The 15,216-nt window shown below is 70.4% G+C and carries 14 protein-coding genes; 8 read left to right on the top strand and 6 right to left on the bottom strand.

What is annotated here, in order from left to right; translation table 11 throughout:
* Position 1: 1 nt before the first annotated feature.
* From AC0VYD_RS07700 to AC0VYD_RS07690, 3 genes are all read left to right on the top strand, one after another.
* Complete coding sequence (locus AC0VYD_RS07700; protein ID WP_475479236.1) at positions 2-850, top strand: carbohydrate ABC transporter permease; 849 nt, start codon at positions 2-4, stop codon at positions 848-850.
* 122 nt (positions 851-972) lie between these two features.
* Positions 973-2,604 carry a glycoside hydrolase family 43 protein gene (locus tag AC0VYD_RS07695; protein WP_475479235.1) on the top strand — a complete coding sequence of 544 codons (1,632 nt, stop codon included), beginning with the start codon at positions 973-975 and terminating at the stop codon, positions 2,602-2,604.
* Positions 2,605-2,846: 242 nt separating this feature from the next.
* Positions 2,847-3,104, top strand: a complete 258-nt coding sequence (locus AC0VYD_RS07690) for a hypothetical protein (protein WP_475479234.1) — start codon at positions 2,847-2,849, stop codon at positions 3,102-3,104.
* 116 nt (positions 3,105-3,220) lie between these two features.
* On the opposite strand, the gene AC0VYD_RS07685 is transcribed toward AC0VYD_RS07690, so the two are convergent.
* From AC0VYD_RS07685 to AC0VYD_RS07675, 3 genes are all read right to left on the bottom strand, one after another.
* Positions 3,221-3,742 (bottom strand): PIN domain-containing protein, encoded by a 522-nt coding sequence (locus tag AC0VYD_RS07685; RefSeq protein WP_475479233.1) that lies wholly within the window; start codon positions 3,740-3,742, stop codon positions 3,221-3,223.
* A gap of 16 nt (positions 3,743-3,758) precedes the next feature.
* Entirely contained in the window at positions 3,759-4,868 is a 1,110-nt protein-coding gene (locus tag AC0VYD_RS07680; protein WP_475479232.1) for a helix-turn-helix domain-containing protein, read from the bottom strand.
* Positions 4,869-4,997: 129 nt separating this feature from the next.
* Positions 4,998-5,705 (bottom strand): LysE/ArgO family amino acid transporter, encoded by a 708-nt coding sequence (locus AC0VYD_RS07675; protein WP_475479231.1) that lies wholly within the window; start codon positions 5,703-5,705, stop codon positions 4,998-5,000.
* A gap of 93 nt (positions 5,706-5,798) precedes the next feature.
* On the opposite strand from AC0VYD_RS07675, the gene AC0VYD_RS07670 reads away from it, so the two are divergent.
* Positions 5,799-6,686: a LysR family transcriptional regulator ArgP gene (locus tag AC0VYD_RS07670; protein WP_475479230.1), complete on the top strand. Its 888-nt coding sequence runs from the start codon at positions 5,799-5,801 to the stop codon at positions 6,684-6,686.
* Positions 6,687-6,710: 24 nt separating this feature from the next.
* Here AC0VYD_RS07670 and AC0VYD_RS07665 read toward each other — a convergent pair whose 3' ends face one another.
* Positions 6,711-7,505 (bottom strand): winged helix-turn-helix domain-containing protein, encoded by a 795-nt coding sequence (locus AC0VYD_RS07665; protein ID WP_475479229.1) that lies wholly within the window; start codon positions 7,503-7,505, stop codon positions 6,711-6,713.
* Between the two features lie 233 nt (positions 7,506-7,738).
* On the opposite strand from AC0VYD_RS07665, the gene AC0VYD_RS07660 reads away from it, so the two are divergent.
* Together AC0VYD_RS07660 and AC0VYD_RS07655 are read left to right on the top strand one after the other, a co-directional pair.
* Positions 7,739-8,587 carry an LLM class F420-dependent oxidoreductase gene (locus AC0VYD_RS07660; protein WP_475479228.1) on the top strand — a complete coding sequence of 283 codons (849 nt, stop codon included), beginning with the start codon at positions 7,739-7,741 and terminating at the stop codon, positions 8,585-8,587.
* Positions 8,588-8,753: 166 nt separating this feature from the next.
* Positions 8,754-9,791 (top strand): hypothetical protein, encoded by a 1,038-nt coding sequence (locus tag AC0VYD_RS07655; RefSeq protein WP_475479227.1) that lies wholly within the window; start codon positions 8,754-8,756, stop codon positions 9,789-9,791.
* 223 nt (positions 9,792-10,014) lie between these two features.
* Here the strand turns inward: AC0VYD_RS07655 and AC0VYD_RS07650 are convergent, their stop codons facing one another.
* Positions 10,015-11,829 (bottom strand): AMP-dependent synthetase/ligase, encoded by a 1,815-nt coding sequence (locus tag AC0VYD_RS07650; RefSeq protein WP_475479226.1) that lies wholly within the window; start codon positions 11,827-11,829, stop codon positions 10,015-10,017.
* 536 nt (positions 11,830-12,365) lie between these two features.
* Between AC0VYD_RS07650 and AC0VYD_RS07645 the strand changes: the two genes are divergently transcribed.
* Together AC0VYD_RS07645 and AC0VYD_RS07640 are read left to right on the top strand one after the other, a co-directional pair.
* Positions 12,366-13,580, top strand: coding sequence for an acyl-CoA dehydrogenase family protein (locus AC0VYD_RS07645; RefSeq protein ID WP_475479225.1), 1,215 nt, complete (start codon positions 12,366-12,368; stop codon positions 13,578-13,580).
* 149 nt (positions 13,581-13,729) lie between these two features.
* Positions 13,730-14,023, top strand: coding sequence for a hypothetical protein (locus tag AC0VYD_RS07640; protein ID WP_475479224.1), 294 nt, complete (start codon positions 13,730-13,732; stop codon positions 14,021-14,023).
* A gap of 127 nt (positions 14,024-14,150) precedes the next feature.
* Here AC0VYD_RS07640 and AC0VYD_RS07635 read toward each other — a convergent pair whose 3' ends face one another.
* A complete protein-coding gene (locus tag AC0VYD_RS07635) occupies positions 14,151-15,200 on the bottom strand; it encodes an aldo/keto reductase (protein WP_475479223.1) in 1,050 nt (349 codons plus the stop codon).
* Positions 15,201-15,216 lie beyond the last annotated feature (16 nt).

The following is a 15,216-nucleotide window of genomic DNA, read 5'->3' as shown; positions in this document are numbered from 1 at the left end:
CATGGCCGCCCGAACACGGCCGATGACCGGCCCGGGCAGGAGGCCCGCCTACGGCGCCGGGATCGGGGCAGCACTCTGGCTGGTCCTCGTGGCCGTCCCGCTGTACTACCTGGTCGCCACCAGCCTGCGCGGCCCGGGCGACTACATGTCCCAGGGTCCGCTGTCCCTCCCCGGGTCCCTCACCCTGGACAACTACCGCAACGTGTTCGAGGTCGGGTTCCTCGGGTTCCTGGCCAACAGCCTGATCGTGGCCCTGGGTTCGATCGCCCTGGTGCTGGCGGTGGCGGTGCCCGCCGCCTTCGCGATCGTGCGCAGCCGCAGCCGGGCAGTCCGGGTGAGCTTCACCCTGTTCCTGCTGGGGCTGGCGGTGCCCGCGCAGGCGGTGATCATCCCGATCTACCTGATCATCACCCGGCTGAACCTGTACGACAGCCTGCCCGCGATCATCCTCCCCACCTCGGCGTTCGCCCTGCCGATCTCCATCGTGGTGCTCACCAGCTCGCTGCGTGACGTGCCCGGCGAGCTCTACGAGGCGATGGCCCTGGACGGCGCGCCCACCTGGCAGGTGTTCGTCCGCCTGGTGCTGCCGCTGTCCCGCCCCGGGGTCATGACGGTGGCGATCTTCGTGGGCCTCAACGCGTGGAACAACTTCATCTTCCCCCTGGTGCTCACCCAGAGCGAGTCCAACCGGGTGCTGCCCCTGGGGTTGTGGGCGTTCCAGACCCAGTACGGAACCGACGTGCCCGGGCTGATGGCGGCGGTGGTGCTGTCCTCGCTGCCGATCCTGGCCCTGTACCTGTTCGGCCGCAGGCAACTGCTGAGCGGCCTGGCCGCCGGTTTCGGCAAGTAGCCCCGGCACGGGCGCCGTGTCCCCCTGCCCCGGGCACGCCCGTGCCGTCCCTGCCGCGCCCGGCTCCTTCCCGCCCGAGTCCGTCCCCGACACCCCGAGTCCGTCCCTGACGAAAGGCCGAGATGACGACCTCCTCCGCCGCCGGTGCCCGCGCCGGCACCATCACCAACCCGGTGCTGCCCGGCTTCCACCCCGACCCGTCGGTCCTGCGGGTCGGCGAGGACTACTACCTGGCGACGTCGACCTTCGAGTGGAGCCCGGGGGTGCTGCTGCACCACTCCCGCGACCTGGTCCACTGGCGTCCCCTCGGCGGGATTCTGGACCGGGACCGCCTCCTCGACCTGACCGGGCACCGGGACGGCGCGGGCGTGTGGGCGCCCTGCCTGTCCCACCGGGACGGGGTGTTCCATCTGATCTTCACCGACGTGGAGAACTACGCCGGAGGTTTCTGGGACACCCCCAACTACGTGACCACGGCCCGTTCGGTGGAGGGGCCGTGGAGCGACCCGGTCCCGATCCACTCGATGGGGTTCGACCCGTCCCTGTTCCACGACTCGGACGGCCGGAGCTGGGTGCTGACCAACGTGATGGACTGGCGGCCCGGCCGCGAGGCTTTCGCCGGGATCGTGCTCCAGGAACTGGATCCCGAGCGGATGCGGCTGCTGGGCCGGCCCCGGATGGTCTTCGAGGGCACGTCCGCCCGGGTGACCGAGGCGCCGCACCTGTACCGCGAGAACGGCTGGTACTACCTGGTGACCGCCGAGGGCGGGACGCAGTGGGACCACCAGGTGACGGTGGCCCGGTCCCGGGAGATCACCGGGCCGTACGAGGTGGACCCGGCCGGGCCGATGCTGTCCTCGCGCGAGCACCCGTCCCTGGGCCTGCAGAAGGCCGGGCACGGGAGCCTGGTCGCCACCCCGGACGGCGAGTGGTTCCTGGCCCACCTGGCCTCACGTCCGCTCACCGAGCGCGGCCGGTGCGTGCGCGGGCGGGAGACGGCGCTGCAACGGGTGGAGTGGGCCGAGGGGTGGCCGAGGATTGCGGGCGGGGTTCCCCGCGTGGAGGTCGAGGGACCCGCGTTGGCGCCGCACCCCTGGCCGGAGGCGCCCGCCCGGGACGACTTCGACGCTCCGGTGCTGCGCCCGGAGTGGAGCACGCTGCGGCGCCACGCGGACGAGGGGTGGGTGTCGTTGGCCGAACGTCCGGGGCACCTGCGTGTCCGGGGCGGGGAGTCGCCGTCCGGGACGCGTCGGCCGAGCCTGGTGGCCCGGCGGGTGCAGCACGAGCGGTGCGTGCTGGAGACCGTGATGGAGTTCTCCACCGACACCTTCCAGCGGATGGCCGGGCTGACCGCGTACTACAACATGCGGCAGTGGCACTACCTGCACGTGGGGTTCGACGAGCGGGAGGGGATGTTCGCCGGGGTGCTCAGTTCCGACCGCGGCCTGGTGCGCGAGGTCGGTGGCCGGGTGGACGTGCGGGGGTGGGAGAGGTTCCACCTGCGCGCCGAGATCGACGGGGCGGAGCTGCGCTTCTCGCTCTCCCGGGACGGCCGGGAGTGGATCGGGGTGGGCGGGGTGTTGGACGCCAGCATCCTGTCCGACGACTACGCGGCGGAGAAGGCGGCCGACGGTGAGACCGCCACCGTCTGGGGTTTCACCGGGGCCTTCCTGGGGTTGTGGGTGCACGACCTGACCGGGACGGGCTGCCATGCCGACTTCGACCACGCCGCCTACCGGGAGCTCGATGGCTGAGAGGCGGTGGGGAGCGCTCCTGTGGGATTGCCGATCCGCGGAGAGCGCTCTCTTCCGGCTCGGATTCCGGAAAGGGATAGTGGAGCCAGGTGACCTGGGGCAGACCGGGAGCCTGGCTCAGCGCATGTTCCGCCCGTGTCCGAGCCATCCGTGGAAAAGTCCACCAAGCCTTTACTACGTAGATTCTTAGTAGTTTCAGGCTTCTGGAACCCTGCGCAGCGACCCGGGAACTCGCTTCCGTCGTGCTGGGCTGGCAGCCGGAGGCCGCACTCGTGGGAGCCACCAGCAGGACCTTCGCCAACTCCGGGATTCCCAGGCTGGCGCCGATCGAGAGTTCCGAGGCGTTCCTGACGACCTACCAGGAGATTCGGGGCCGGAAGTTCACCACCGAGGGGCAGGAGGTCACCTGGGCGGCCAGCTTGTGGCCAGTCGCGCACAACGCCAGGTGGGAAGCGCTGCACAGCACCGCCCCGCTGTCCATCAGCACACTCGGCGCGTAGGCGGACGAACGTCTTCGCAGAGGGAACGCCCGGTCCTTGCAATGAAAGCAGAGCCAGATGGCCGGGACAGACCGGGCGCCTGGTTCGGTTCTGGCGTGGACCCCAGTGGGCCAGGGTCAGGGAAGAAGGCCTTCCTCGTACGCCCAGGAGAACAGGCTCCCGCCCGAGGGGACTGGCAGGAACATGCCGGTGGACAGCAGGTCGTCCACCACACGAGCGGCCAGAGCACGGTCCCTCTGGTAAAGCTCCTTGTACGCCTCGACCACGATCCACAACGTGTCATGCGTGGGCACGCGAAACCGCCTTGCCTGCGCGACCGCGGCGCGTTCATCCAGGATCGCGACCATGCCCCGGTGCCTGGCACAGGCGATGACAGCACACTCGCCGATATGACTGGTGGGGTCTCCGCCCATCTGGGCCTTGACCTCGATCTGCGTCCAGACCTCTTCCTCTGACAGAATGGCTATCTCGGCCCAGCTGACGGAGGAAACGGACGGAATATCCTGATAGGCCTCCCTCCCCCGTTCGATCTCGGTGTTCACCTCACTGGGTACGAGTACGACACCGAGGGGCGCGAGTTTCTCGATGATGTCCGCGTGGCCAGCGCGACAAAGGTGCGTATAGGTGCTTGTATCCATCACCCACCTGCGTGGATCAGTCATCGTGCCCCGCAAACGAGACGCGGAGGTCGTCCAGGGATAGGGGGTCCTGATGTGGCAGTTCTTCGGCGGCGAGTGTCCCCCGCATCAGTTCGACCGTCCGGTCGGCCGTCAGACGGCCCGATGTGTAGCCGTTCACGCAAGCCGCCGCGAAGCCTGGCGAGACGTAGGGACTGGAGAGTTCGTTGTCCCAGGACAGACCGAGGCGCATGTAGTCTCCGGCTCGCGGATCCTCCTGGTTCATGGATCCGTGCTCGTCGTAACTGATGAGCCCGAGGTTTCTGAGTTGTCCGAGGGCGGCGGACCAGCTCAGTCTGAACGACGCTCCGATCGCGAGAGCCCTCTCCCGAACAGTCCAGCTCGCGTGCTGTTTCCAAACCGCACTGACGCCAGCGCGCGGAGCAAGAAAGTGGATTGCGAACGAGTTGATCATCTTTTCGCTGCCTGAGGACACTCGCGCGTCGTACGCGTCGCCGCAGAGCCAGTGGCCGAGTTCGTGCGCCAGAGTCATGCGACGACGCCCAGCAGGAGCGTCACCGTTGATCACCGCAGCCCCGAGAGTCTCCGAGCCGTCGGTGACCTCAACACAGCCACCGTCGGGGCCGTTCCCGCCCAGTGGTGAGGAGAACGTGTACAGCCCGAGGCGCTGGCAGACCGCACCGAGATCCCGTACAGGTTTGTCAGCCATGTCGAGGCGCCGCCGGACCAGCCCGGCCATGCGCTCCGCGGATTCGTGAGTCTTCGGAGTGCACGCATCCTTGGGGCGCGCCATCGGCGTGAGCAGGCCCATCTCCAGGCACAGCCGGACGTCCGCCGCGAACTGTTCGAGTTCTGAGTCTAGGGCCCATGTGGTCTCGTGGGCCTGCACGGTGTCGCTTCGCCGACTCACCGCCGCGGGCACCGGCTCGGTGACGAAGTAGGCGAGAGGGCGGTCGAGCTGGTTCGCGACAGCGACGAGTTCAGGGACGCTCAGCTTTCGCTCGCCCTTCTCAAGCCTGCTGACCGCGCTCCGGTCGAGCCCTACCGCAAGGCCGATCTCCTCCTGGGTCATGCCCGCGTCTTCGCGGGCCTGAGCAATGCGCTTCCCAAGGGCCAACTTGTCCATGTGTGTGATTTTCACACATCAAGTGGACCGTTGTCGAAGGAACTCCGGATCGCTTCACGTCCCGCCCCGAAAGCAACATCTCCCCGGAACCGTTCCCGAGTGCACGGGGAGCAGAGCGAGCCATAGGCCTCAGCTCCCGAGCGCCAGCCGGACGCCGAGGGTGAGCATGAGAACCGCGATGGCCCCGTCGAGCACCCGCCAGGCTGCCGGGCGGGCGAACACCGGACGAAGCAGCCCGGCCCCGAAACCCAGGGAGAAGAACCACACGAAGCTCCCGGTCACGGCCCCGGCCGCCCACCACCAGCGGGCGTCCCCGGCCTGCTGGTTGGCGACCGAACCGAGGAAGAGCACGGTGTCCAGGTACACGTGCGGGTTGAGCCAGGTCAGAGCGAAAGCGGTGACGAGCGCGGCCCTGGTGCCGGTGCGTTTCCGGGTACTCGTGCGCTCGCGGGTGGCGGCCCGGACCGCCGAAGCGCTCTCCGCTGGCCTCGGTTCGGCCCCGGGAACGTCCTCCGTGGGCACCAGGGCCTCGGCCCGCCCGGGCCGAAGGGCCCTCCAGGCGGCGAGCAGGCCGTACACCACGAGGAAGCCGGCGCCGAGCAGCCGGATGACCACCATCGCCGTGGGCAGGGCCTCGACCAGCCCGCCGATGCCCACGACACCGGCGGTAATGAGCAGCGCGTCCGACACCGCGCAGAGCAGCACCACCGCCAGGACCGTGTCGGACCGGCCCTCGATGCCGAGCCGGAGCAGGTACGCGTTCTGGGCACCGATGGCGACGATGAGCGCCAGGCCGGTGCCCATGCCCGTCAGTGCGGGGAGAAGGGTTTCGTTCACGGGAGAAGCCTCCCCCACCTGCGTCATACAGTAAAGCTAAACTTTCTCAGAACACCTAAGCACTCCTTATGACCGCACGTCAGGAGCCCGTGGATGCCCTTCCAGTTCGACCACCTGCGCACACTGACCGCCCTCGTCGACGAGGGCACCTTCGAGTCGGCCGCCCGCCGCCTGCACGTGACCTCCTCCGCGGTCTCGCAGCGGGTCCGGACCATGGAGCAGACCGCGGGCCAGGTCCTGGTACAGCGGACCAACCCGGTGGTGCCCACCGAGGCGGGCGACGCCGTACTGCGCTACGCCCGCCAGGTGCTGCTGCTGGACCAGGACGTGCTGTCCGAACTGCGCCACGGCGGGGAGGGGAACCGCAACCACGTACCCCTGGCCGTGAACGCCGACAGCCTGTCCACCTGGTTCCTGGAGGCGCTCTCCGAACTCCCCCCGGAACTGGGCGCCGTCTTCGAGATCCACCGCGAGGACGAGGAGCACACCACCGGGCTGCTGCGCTCGGGTTCGGTGATGGCCGCGGTGACCTCCACGCCGGAGGCGGTGCAGGGGTGTTCCGTGGAGGGTCTGGGGGTGCTGCGCTACCAGGCGGTGTGCAGCCCGGGGTTCGCCGAGCGCCACGGGGTGCGCGGGGTCGAGGGGCTCAACAGGGCGCCGGTGGTGAACTTCGACCGCAAGGACGATCTGCAGGACCGCTTCCTGCGCGACCTGACCGGGGAGGGCTCACGCGGGCCGCGCCACTACATCCCGGCGTCGGAGGACTTCGCGCGCACGGTACTGCTGGGCTTCGGGTGGGGCGCGGTCCCCGAGCACCAGTGCGCGCGGGACCTGGAGAGCGGCAGGCTGGTGGCGCTGGCCCCGGAGCGCCCGGTGGAGGTCCGGCTGTTCTGGCAGCGCTGGAACCTGCGCTCGCCGCTGCTCGACGAGGTCACCCGGTGCGTGCGCGAAGGGGCCGCGGCCCGCCTGCACCCGATGTGATCCGCCCCGGCCGGTGCCGTACGGCTACCGCGAACCCTGGGGGTCGGGGAGCACGGACAGGTCCCCGTCGGTGACCAGGCCGAAGTGGAGCGCCTTCTCCGTGAGCACGTCCACCCGCCAGTCCTGCCCCTGGCGGGCCTCCCCCGGTTCCACCTGGAACTTGTTCCTGAGCAGGTAGTCGATGTGGGAGTTGACCGCCGCCTTGGACAGGCCGAGCCGTTCGGCCACCTGGACCTGGGTGGGCGTGTACCGGGTGCCGGGGTCGCGCAGCCGGGGTTCGCAGAAGGCCACGAGGACCCGGTAGTAGGTGTGCAGGCGGTCGATCCGGAAGCTGCGGACGTCGGTGTGCTCGGCGGCGGTGTCGTCGGGGTCCTGGGCGACGAACGGGTCCTCGCCCGCACCGGGAACCAGAATACTGCTGCAGGCCGCGGGCGCCATCACCAGGAAACCGTGTTCGCCCCGGCCCCCGGGGACGAGGACCCGGGAGGTCTCGAAGGGGACCAGCATCCCCTGGGTGTGCGGTGGGACCTTGAGGAAACCGGCGAGGCGTTCGGTGTTCTCCACGACGTAGGACTTGGTCGGGCTCAGGTTGCTGATCCGCCAGTGGTCGCCGCGCGCGATGATCTCCCCGGCCACCCGGGACACCGCCCGGTCCTCGTCGGCCAGCCGGATGTCGACCCGGCGGTTGCGTCCGCCGCGGCCGAAGGTGCGGACCTGGCCCGCTTCCAGGTGGTGGGTGTCCAGGTGGGTGTCGCTGTCGTAGTCCTGCTGGACCGTGACGACCTGGTCGGGGTCCTCACTCGGGGGGAACGCGCGCATGTGCCGTCTCCAGGGGGCGGGGGGAGCCGCACGGGGCCGGGCCTGTGCGTTGAAGGATACTGCGTGCCGCGCGGGGCGGGCGGCGGATCTGCGAACCACGGCACCGGGGGCGACCTGCGCCGCATCCGAACGGGACCGGACACGGGGCGAGGCGGTCGTCGTGCCGTCCGCCCCGCCGCCGTAGTTTGGTGAGGGCACCGATCCGAGGACAGCGAGCGCATCGAGGAGAACCCATGGGCCTGGACGCGACACCGGTGGCACTGGGCAGGCACGGTGTGTGGCTGCCGCACCAGTACGTCGACGAGGACGTGGCCGCCGAGGTGGAGCGCCTGGACTACGGCACCCTGTGGGTGGGCGGTTCGCCCACCTCCGAACTGGAGCCGGTGGCGACCGCGTTGGCGGCCACGTCCCGGCTGGCGGTGGCCACCGGGATCGTCAACATCTGGTCCGCGCCCGCCGAGGAGGTCGCCGACGCCTACCGGCGGTTGGAGGCCGCGTACCCGGGCCGGTTCCTGCTGGGGATCGGGGCGGGGCACCGGGAGACCGACGGTGGTGAGGCGGTCCGGCCCCTGCACGGGATGCGGGAGTACCTGGACGTGCTGGACGCGGAAGGGGTCCCGGGGAACCGCAGGGTGTTGGCGGCGTTGGGGCCGAGGATGCTGGGGCTGAGCGCCGAACGCGCGGCCGGGTCCCACCCCTACCTGGTCACCCCGGAGCACACCCGCACCGCCCGGGAGGTACTGGGCGAAGGGCCGTTGCTGGCCGTCGAGCACAAGGCGGTGCTGGGCGGGGACCCGGCCGGAACCCGGCGGGCCGCACGCGAGGGCATGTCCTTCTACCTGGGGATACGTAATTACGCAGCCAACCTGGAGCGGCTGGGGTTCACCAGCGGGGACCTGGCCGACGGCGGCAGCGACGCCCTGATCGACGCCCTCGTGGCCCAGGGGTCGGCCCGGGAGGCGGCCACCGCGCTGGACGCGCACCTGGCGGCCGGTGCCGACCACGTCGTGGTCCAGCCGCTGCCCGGCGAGTGCGACCGGCTGGGCACCCTGGCCCGGTTGGCCCCCCTGCTCTCCTCCTGAGGACCGACCGGCCCGCTGGGCCCCACTCCCTCGCGCGGGGGCGCTCAGGCTGCGGAGCGCCCCCGCGCCGCGTCAGTCGGCTCGTCAGGAGCAGCTGATGCCGTGGTCGGCCACCCAGAAGCCATTGCGTTGGAAGTTCCTGGCGGCACCGGTCTACGGTGTGGCCATGACAGACGCTGACTCCCCGGATGGCCGGGTCCCCCTGCTGGGTCAACTTGCCGGTGAGGGCTGGTTCATGGGCATGGGCGAGGTCGCGGCGACCAAATCGCTGACCTGGCTGGCGTCCGACCCGGAGCTACGCGCTGCGATACTCGCGTACCTGGGGGCACGGGCCAACATAGACCTCACCAGCGTGGACCAGTTCGTTCCCGAGTCAGTGCACGATGACAGGTCCCGACCCGACATCGAGATGCTCGACACGGACGGACACACCATCGCCCTGGTCGAGGCCAAGTTCGGCGCGGATCTGACCGACGGGCAGGTAGCTGCCTATCTCGAGGTCCTCAACCGGCGTTCCGGCCCCCACCACGGTGCTTTGTTCGTGCTCGTTCCGCCAAGCAGAGTGGACGAGGTGCAGCGGACCCTCGAGCGGGCGGTCGACGCTCGGTCCGAAGCGGTGGCGCACGCTGTCGTCACCTGGGGTGAGTGGCTCAACGTGTGGGCTGCCGTCGCCGAGGAATCCAGTGATGCCGGGCTTGCCAGCGACCTGCGTCAGCTGAGGGCCATGTGCCGGACGCTGGGCGCAGGCGTGATACCGCCTCTGGCTGGAACCGCCACCGGCCGGGACTGGCAGGAGCGGGCGGGCGACCTCGTCAGGATCGTGAACGTCCTCACGGCGCGGTTTCTGGGGTCTTCGCGGCCCCGTGACCTACCGATGCAAGGGGACCTGGTCTCGAAGCCATGGACATACCGGTACCTGCCGGAGATCAGCCAGGAGACCTGGGTGCAGGTCGGGGTCTGGGGCAGCTTCGCGGACGAGGGGCTGACCCCGTTCTGGCTGATGCTCCACAAGGACGACAGGGGATCCGGCGGATTCCAGGCGGCACTCCAGCGACTCCTGGCTTCGGAACTGTCCCGCGAGGTCCGACGCGATGATGGACAGGCGTGGGTGCCCCTGGAAGTGCCCGGAGACGCCAGTGGACCGGAGCTGGTCGATGCCCTGGAGGCGAAGGTGGGCGCCGTGCTAAGGATCCTGAAACCGTAGTGGGGGCTCCCCCGGTGCGCCCTGCTGATCGGCGCGAGCACAGCCGGAACCGTGTGCGCCCTGCACCTGACCGCTGTGGGCGTCCACCACTGACCGCCTCCGCCCCTGGCGGCCCTGTAGCCCTGCACCCACAGGACTACAAGGCCCGATCCCGTCCGGGTTCCTGGCACCCCGAACCGAGGGGATGCTGTCGTCGCTGGTGACGCTCTCCCCTCGTTCGCTATCAGTCCTGGTAGAGGGCGTTCAACTGGTCGGCGTAGCGGTCCGCCACCACGCGGCGGCGGAGTTTGAGGGAGGGGGTCAGTTCACCGGTGTCCGGCCCCCACTCCCCGGTCAGCACCCGGTACCGCTTGACCTGTTCGGCCCGGCTGAGGCGGGCGTTGGCGGCCTGGACGGCGCGGTCCACCTCGGCGAGGACCTCCGGATGCCCGGCCAGTTCCTCCCCCTGCGCCCCGATGCCCTGGGACGCGGCCCACAGCGGGGTCAGTTCGGGGTCGAGCACGAGGAGCGCCACCAGGTAGGGCCGGTGGTCGCCGTGCGCGAAGGCCTGCCCGACCAGCGGGTGCTCCTTGAGGGTGTTCTCCACCAGGGCCGGTGAGACGTTCTTGCCGCCGGAGGTGACGATGAGTTCCTTCTTGCGGTCGGTGATCCACAGAAAGCCGTCCTCGTCGACCCGGCCGACGTCGCCGGTGGCGAACCAGCCCTCGCCGTCTGTGTCGGGGCGCACCGACCCGTCCGGCTGGAGGTAGCCGTCGAAGAGGGTGTCGCCGCGCAGGAACACCTCGCCGTCCTCACCCAACCGCATCTGGACTCCCTCGATGGGGCGGCCCACCGATCCGAGCCGGAAGCTCCCGGTTCCGGGCACGTTCATGGTGGCCACGCCCACGGACTCGGTGAGGCCCCAGGCGTCCATGACGACGATGCCGAGGGAGGCCCAGAAGCGGACCACGTCCAGGGGCATGGGTGCCGAGGCGCTGGAGGGCAGGACCACGCGGTCCAGGCCCAGTTTGGCGAGGAGGGGTTCGAGAACGGCGGAGCGGGCGTCCTGGTAGCGCCGTTCGAGGTCGGCGGGGACCTCGCCGTCGCGTTCGAGGTGTTCGACGTAGGCGGTGGCGACCGCCCGGGCCCGGTCGACGGCCTGGCGCTGTTCCTCGGGCAGGCCGGCCAGGACCGCCTGGACCGCCCCGGCGAACTTCTCCCACACCCGGGGCACGCCGAGGAAGTGCGGGGGACGCACGTGCGGCAGGACCCCGGCCACCGCGGTGGGGTCGGCGCACATCCACACGTGGGAGACGCGCACCAGCGGCATGTACAGGCCCAGCAGCCGTTCGGCGATGTGGGCCAGGGGCAGGTAGCAGACGTGGGCGGGGTTCTCGGGTACCTCGATGGCCCGGTCCAGGGCGTTGGCCTGGGCGAGGACGCTGCGGTGGGAGATCGCCACGCCCTTGGGGTTCCCGGTGGTGCCGGAGGTGTAGACGACGGTGGCGAGGGAGTCGGGGGTGAGGTCGCGCCACCGGTCGGCCGCGCCCGCGGGGACGGTTGCGGCGAGGGCGGTGTAGGGGGTGTGGCCGCGGTCGGGGTCGGCTCCCTCGACCACGACGAGGTGTTCCAGGGGTGTGTCCGGGTCCTTGAGGAGGGTCTCCCAGTGGGCGGCGGTCTCGGCGCTCTCGACCACGGCCAGGCGGGCGCGGCTGTGCCGGGCGATGTGGGTGACCTGCTCGGGCGCGGAGGTGGAGTAGACGGTGCTGGGGACGGCGCCGGCGTGCACCAGGGCCAGGTCGGAGAGCCAGTGTTCGGGCCGGTTGCCCATCATGATGAGAGCGTGGTCGCCGGGGCGGACGCCGAGGGCGGCGTACCCCTCGGTGAGGGCGGTGACGGCGTCGTGGACCCGGGCCCAGGTGAGGGTGGTCCATTCGGCGGCCCCGGGTTCACGCCAGGACAGGGCCGGTCGGTCGGGGTGCTCCCGGGCGTTGCGCAGGAGGAGTTCGGGAAGGGTGCGGTGCGTGGGGGCGTCCGCGGTGCCGGGTACGGAGGTCATGGGTTCTCCTGAACGGCTTCCTCGAAGCTGTGATCTAGGACACACGAGAGCCTAGCCATTCGGGGCCCCCGGGAAAAGCGTTCGCGTTTTCCAGATCACCGAAAAAGAACCCTTGAGCCCCATCAGCCCCACAAGGAATAAACGGGGCGAGAAATCATCGGGGGCGGCCTCCCCGGTCGCCCCAATATCCCCGGCCGCGCAGAAGATTTCCCGGGCGAGCGTCGAGACGCGGCGCCCGACCCGGGAGGAGCCCGACCCGGGCACGGAATCCACGGGACCGGAGACGGGCTCCCGGCTCGTCCGGCACGGGGCTCCGGGTTCGAGCGAGAACGCTTTCCCCTGGCGGATCAGGGGAAAGAATGCGACAACACCCCTTTCCCCGCGCGGAACCACCGGATTCCCCCGCTGCCGCGTCACCCTCGCACGCGAAGGCCCCCGACACCTGGACAGCTCGGAAACCGGAGTGCTACCCATGGGTAACACCTGCGCGTAACCGCCGGTAACACCCCAGCCCGAACTGCCAAGGAGCCACCCCCATGCCCGACTTCTCCCTCCAGTTGCCCGAAGAGATCAGCGACGTCCGGGACTGGACGCACGGGTTCGCCAAGGACGTCATCCGCCCCGCCGGGGCCGAGTGGGACGAGCGCGAGGAGACCCCCTGGCCGATCATCCAGGAGGCCGCCAAGATCGGGCTGTACTCGCTCGACTTCTTCGCCACCCAGGCGTTCGAGGAGAGCGGCCTGGGCATGTCGGTGGCCATCGAGGAACTGTTCTGGGGCGACTCCGGCATCGGCCTGTCCATCATGGGCACCGGCCTGGCCGCCGCGTCACTGAGCAAGACCGGCACCCCCGAGCAGGTCGGTGAGTGGGCGCCGCAGATGTTCGGCACCGCCGACGACGTCAAGCTCGCCGCGTTCTGCGCCTCCGAGCCCAACGCCGGCTCCGACGTCTCCGCGATCAGGACCCGCGCCGTCTACGACCAGGCCAAGGACGAGTGGGTCCTCAACGGCGTCAAGACCTGGGCCACCAACGGCGGCATCGCCAACGTCCACGTGGTCATCGCCGCGGTCGAACCGGAACTGGGTTCACGCGGACAGGCCTCGTTCGTCATCCCGCCGAACACCCCGGGGCTGTCCCAGGGGCAGAAGTTCGCCAAACACGGCATCCGCGCCTCGCACACCGCCGAGGTCGTCCTGGACGACGTCCGAATCCCCGGCTCCTGCCTGCTGGGCGGCAAGGACAAACTCGACGAACGCCTCGCCCGCGCCCGCGAGGGCAAACGCTCCAAGGGCCAGGCCGCCATGAAGACCTTCGAGGCGACCCGGCCCACGGTCGGCGCGATGGCGGTCGGCTGCGCCCGGGCCGCCTACGAGTACGCCCGTGACTACTCCACCCAGCGCGAGCAGTTCGGCAAGCCCATCGGCGACAACCAGGGCGTGGCCTTCCTGCTCGCCGACATGGCCACCCGCATCGACGCCGCCCGCCTGCTCGTGTGGCGCGCCGCCTGGATGGCCCGCAACGGCAAGGACTTCGCCAACGCCGAGGGCTCCATGAGCAAACTGTTCGCCTCCGAGACCGCCACCTTCGTCACCCAGAACGCCCTGCGCATCCTCGGCGGCAACGGCTACACCCGCGAGTACCCCGTCGAGCGCTGGCACCGCGACGCCACCATCTTCACCATCTTCGAGGGCGCCAGCGAGATCCAGAAACTCATCATCGGCCGCACCGTCACCGGCCTGCCCGTCCGGTAACACCCTGCCGCGACGCCCGGGACTGTCTCCGGCCCGGCCCCCTCGGGCCCTGCCCCGCCCCACGGAGGCGGGGCAGGGCCTCCCCGCGCCCGCCGCGATGGGTGAGGGCGCGGGTGAGCGGGTAGGCGCGGAGCAAGGAGGTGAGGCCGGTGTTCGAGCTGCCCGCGTTCGGCCCGCTGATCGCCGTGGCCGTACCCGTCGCCGTCATCTTCCTGGTGCTGGGGATCTTCTGGGTCGTCCAACGCCAGGCGGAGAAGGCCGTCCGTTCACCCGACTACTGGGACGAGGTACCCGACGGGAAGAGGTACCCGACCGGTTGGGGCGAGGAGCCCGCCCCGACGGAGCCCGCCCCCGACGAACCCGACGACGGCTCCGAGCGCAAGCCCCGGGAGGGGCGCGCCCCGGGGGACGAGAGGGACGAGGGGGACGCCTCCGAACGGTAGGGGCCGGGGCCGTCCAGACGGCGCGCCCACGAGGCGCGTGCCCGAACCGGGGAACGGAGAAGGCGGGGGAACGCGCTCAGGACCGGGAGGACATCACAGGGCGCTCCCGCACACTGCTGAGGAACGGTCAGTCCTTGGAGGCGGTGGCGCCCCACCAGATGTTGAGGTCGGAGTCGACCGCCCACCGGTCGATCTCACGCAGCTCCTCGTCGGAGAACCCCGCCGAGTCCGCCGCCCCCAGGTTCTGTTCCAGCTGCTCCACGCTGGACGCCCCGATCAGCGCGGTGGTGACGGTGCGCGGCCCCTGGTCGCGCAACACCCAGGAGATCGCCATCTGCGCCAGGGTCTGGCCGCGTTCGGCCGCGATCCGGTCGAGCGCTCGGGCCCGCCCCAGCACCTCGTCGGTGAGCATGTTCCCGCGCCAGCTGGGCCGCCCCACCCCGGCACGGGAGTCCGCGGGCACCGACCCGTCCAGGTAGCGGGAGGTCAGCAGTCCCTGTGCCAGGGGCGAGAACGCGACCACGCCCATGCCCTCGTCCGCGGCCGCGTCCAGCAGACCGTCCTCCACCCAGCGGTTGAGCATCGAGTACGAGGGCTGGTGCACGACCAGGGGCGTGCCCAGGTCGCGCATGATCGCCGCCGCCCTGCGGGTCAGCGACGGCCCGTAGGAGGAGATGCCCGCGTACACGGCCCTCCCGGACACCACCGCGTGGTGGAGGGCCGTCATGGTCTCCTCCAACGGGGTGTCCGGGTCGGGCCGGTGACTGTAGAAGACGTCGACGTGGTCGAGGCCCATCCGTTCCAGGGAGCGGTCGAGCGAGGACAGCAGGTACTTGCGCGAACCGCCCTGCTGGTGCGGCCCCGGTCCCATCACCCAGCCGGCCTTGGTGGTGATCACCAGCTCGTCCCGGTAGGGGCCGAAGTCGCGCGCCAGGATCCGGCCGAGGTTCTCCTCCGCGCTGCCCGGCGGCGGACCGTAGTTGTTGGCCAGGTCGAAGTGGAAGACACCCAGGTCGAAGGCGCGGCGCAGGATCCGGCGCTGCCCCTCCAGGTCCCGGTCGCCGCCGAAGTTCTGCCACAGGCCCAACGACAGCCTCGGCAACCTCAACCCGCTCCTGCCGCAGCTCCGGTACTCCAACGAGTCGTACCGCGCCTCGTCCGCCACGTACGTGCCCAACGTCCGCTCCCCTTCC

It is taken from the genome of Nocardiopsis sp. iso_40 (assembly GCF_056173285.1).
The sequence above is the reverse complement of the archived record's forward strand: the minus strand, read 5'-3'. Positions and strand labels throughout refer to the sequence as shown.

Bases quoted from the DNA above. Each gene is read 5' to 3' on its own strand.
- AC0VYD_RS07700 (WP_475479236.1), top strand. From the start codon at position 2: ATGGCCGCCCGAACACGGCCGATGACCGGCCCGGGCAGGAGGCCCGCC.
- AC0VYD_RS07695 (WP_475479235.1), top strand. From the start codon at position 973: ATGACGACCTCCTCCGCCGCCGGTGCCCGCGCCGGCACCATCACCAAC.
- AC0VYD_RS07685 (WP_475479233.1), bottom strand. From the start codon at position 3,742: ATGGATACAAGCACCTATACGCACCTTTGTCGCGCTGGCCACGCGGAC.
- AC0VYD_RS07680 (WP_475479232.1), bottom strand. From the start codon at position 4,868: ATGGACAAGTTGGCCCTTGGGAAGCGCATTGCTCAGGCCCGCGAAGAC.
- AC0VYD_RS07670 (WP_475479230.1), top strand. From the start codon at position 5,799: ATGCCCTTCCAGTTCGACCACCTGCGCACACTGACCGCCCTCGTCGAC.
- AC0VYD_RS07665 (WP_475479229.1), bottom strand. From the start codon at position 7,505: ATGCGCGCGTTCCCCCCGAGTGAGGACCCCGACCAGGTCGTCACGGTC.
- AC0VYD_RS07660 (WP_475479228.1), top strand. From the start codon at position 7,739: ATGGGCCTGGACGCGACACCGGTGGCACTGGGCAGGCACGGTGTGTGG.
- AC0VYD_RS07655 (WP_475479227.1), top strand. From the start codon at position 8,754: ATGACAGACGCTGACTCCCCGGATGGCCGGGTCCCCCTGCTGGGTCAA.
- AC0VYD_RS07650 (WP_475479226.1), bottom strand. From the start codon at position 11,829: ATGACCTCCGTACCCGGCACCGCGGACGCCCCCACGCACCGCACCCTT.
- AC0VYD_RS07645 (WP_475479225.1), top strand. From the start codon at position 12,366: ATGCCCGACTTCTCCCTCCAGTTGCCCGAAGAGATCAGCGACGTCCGG.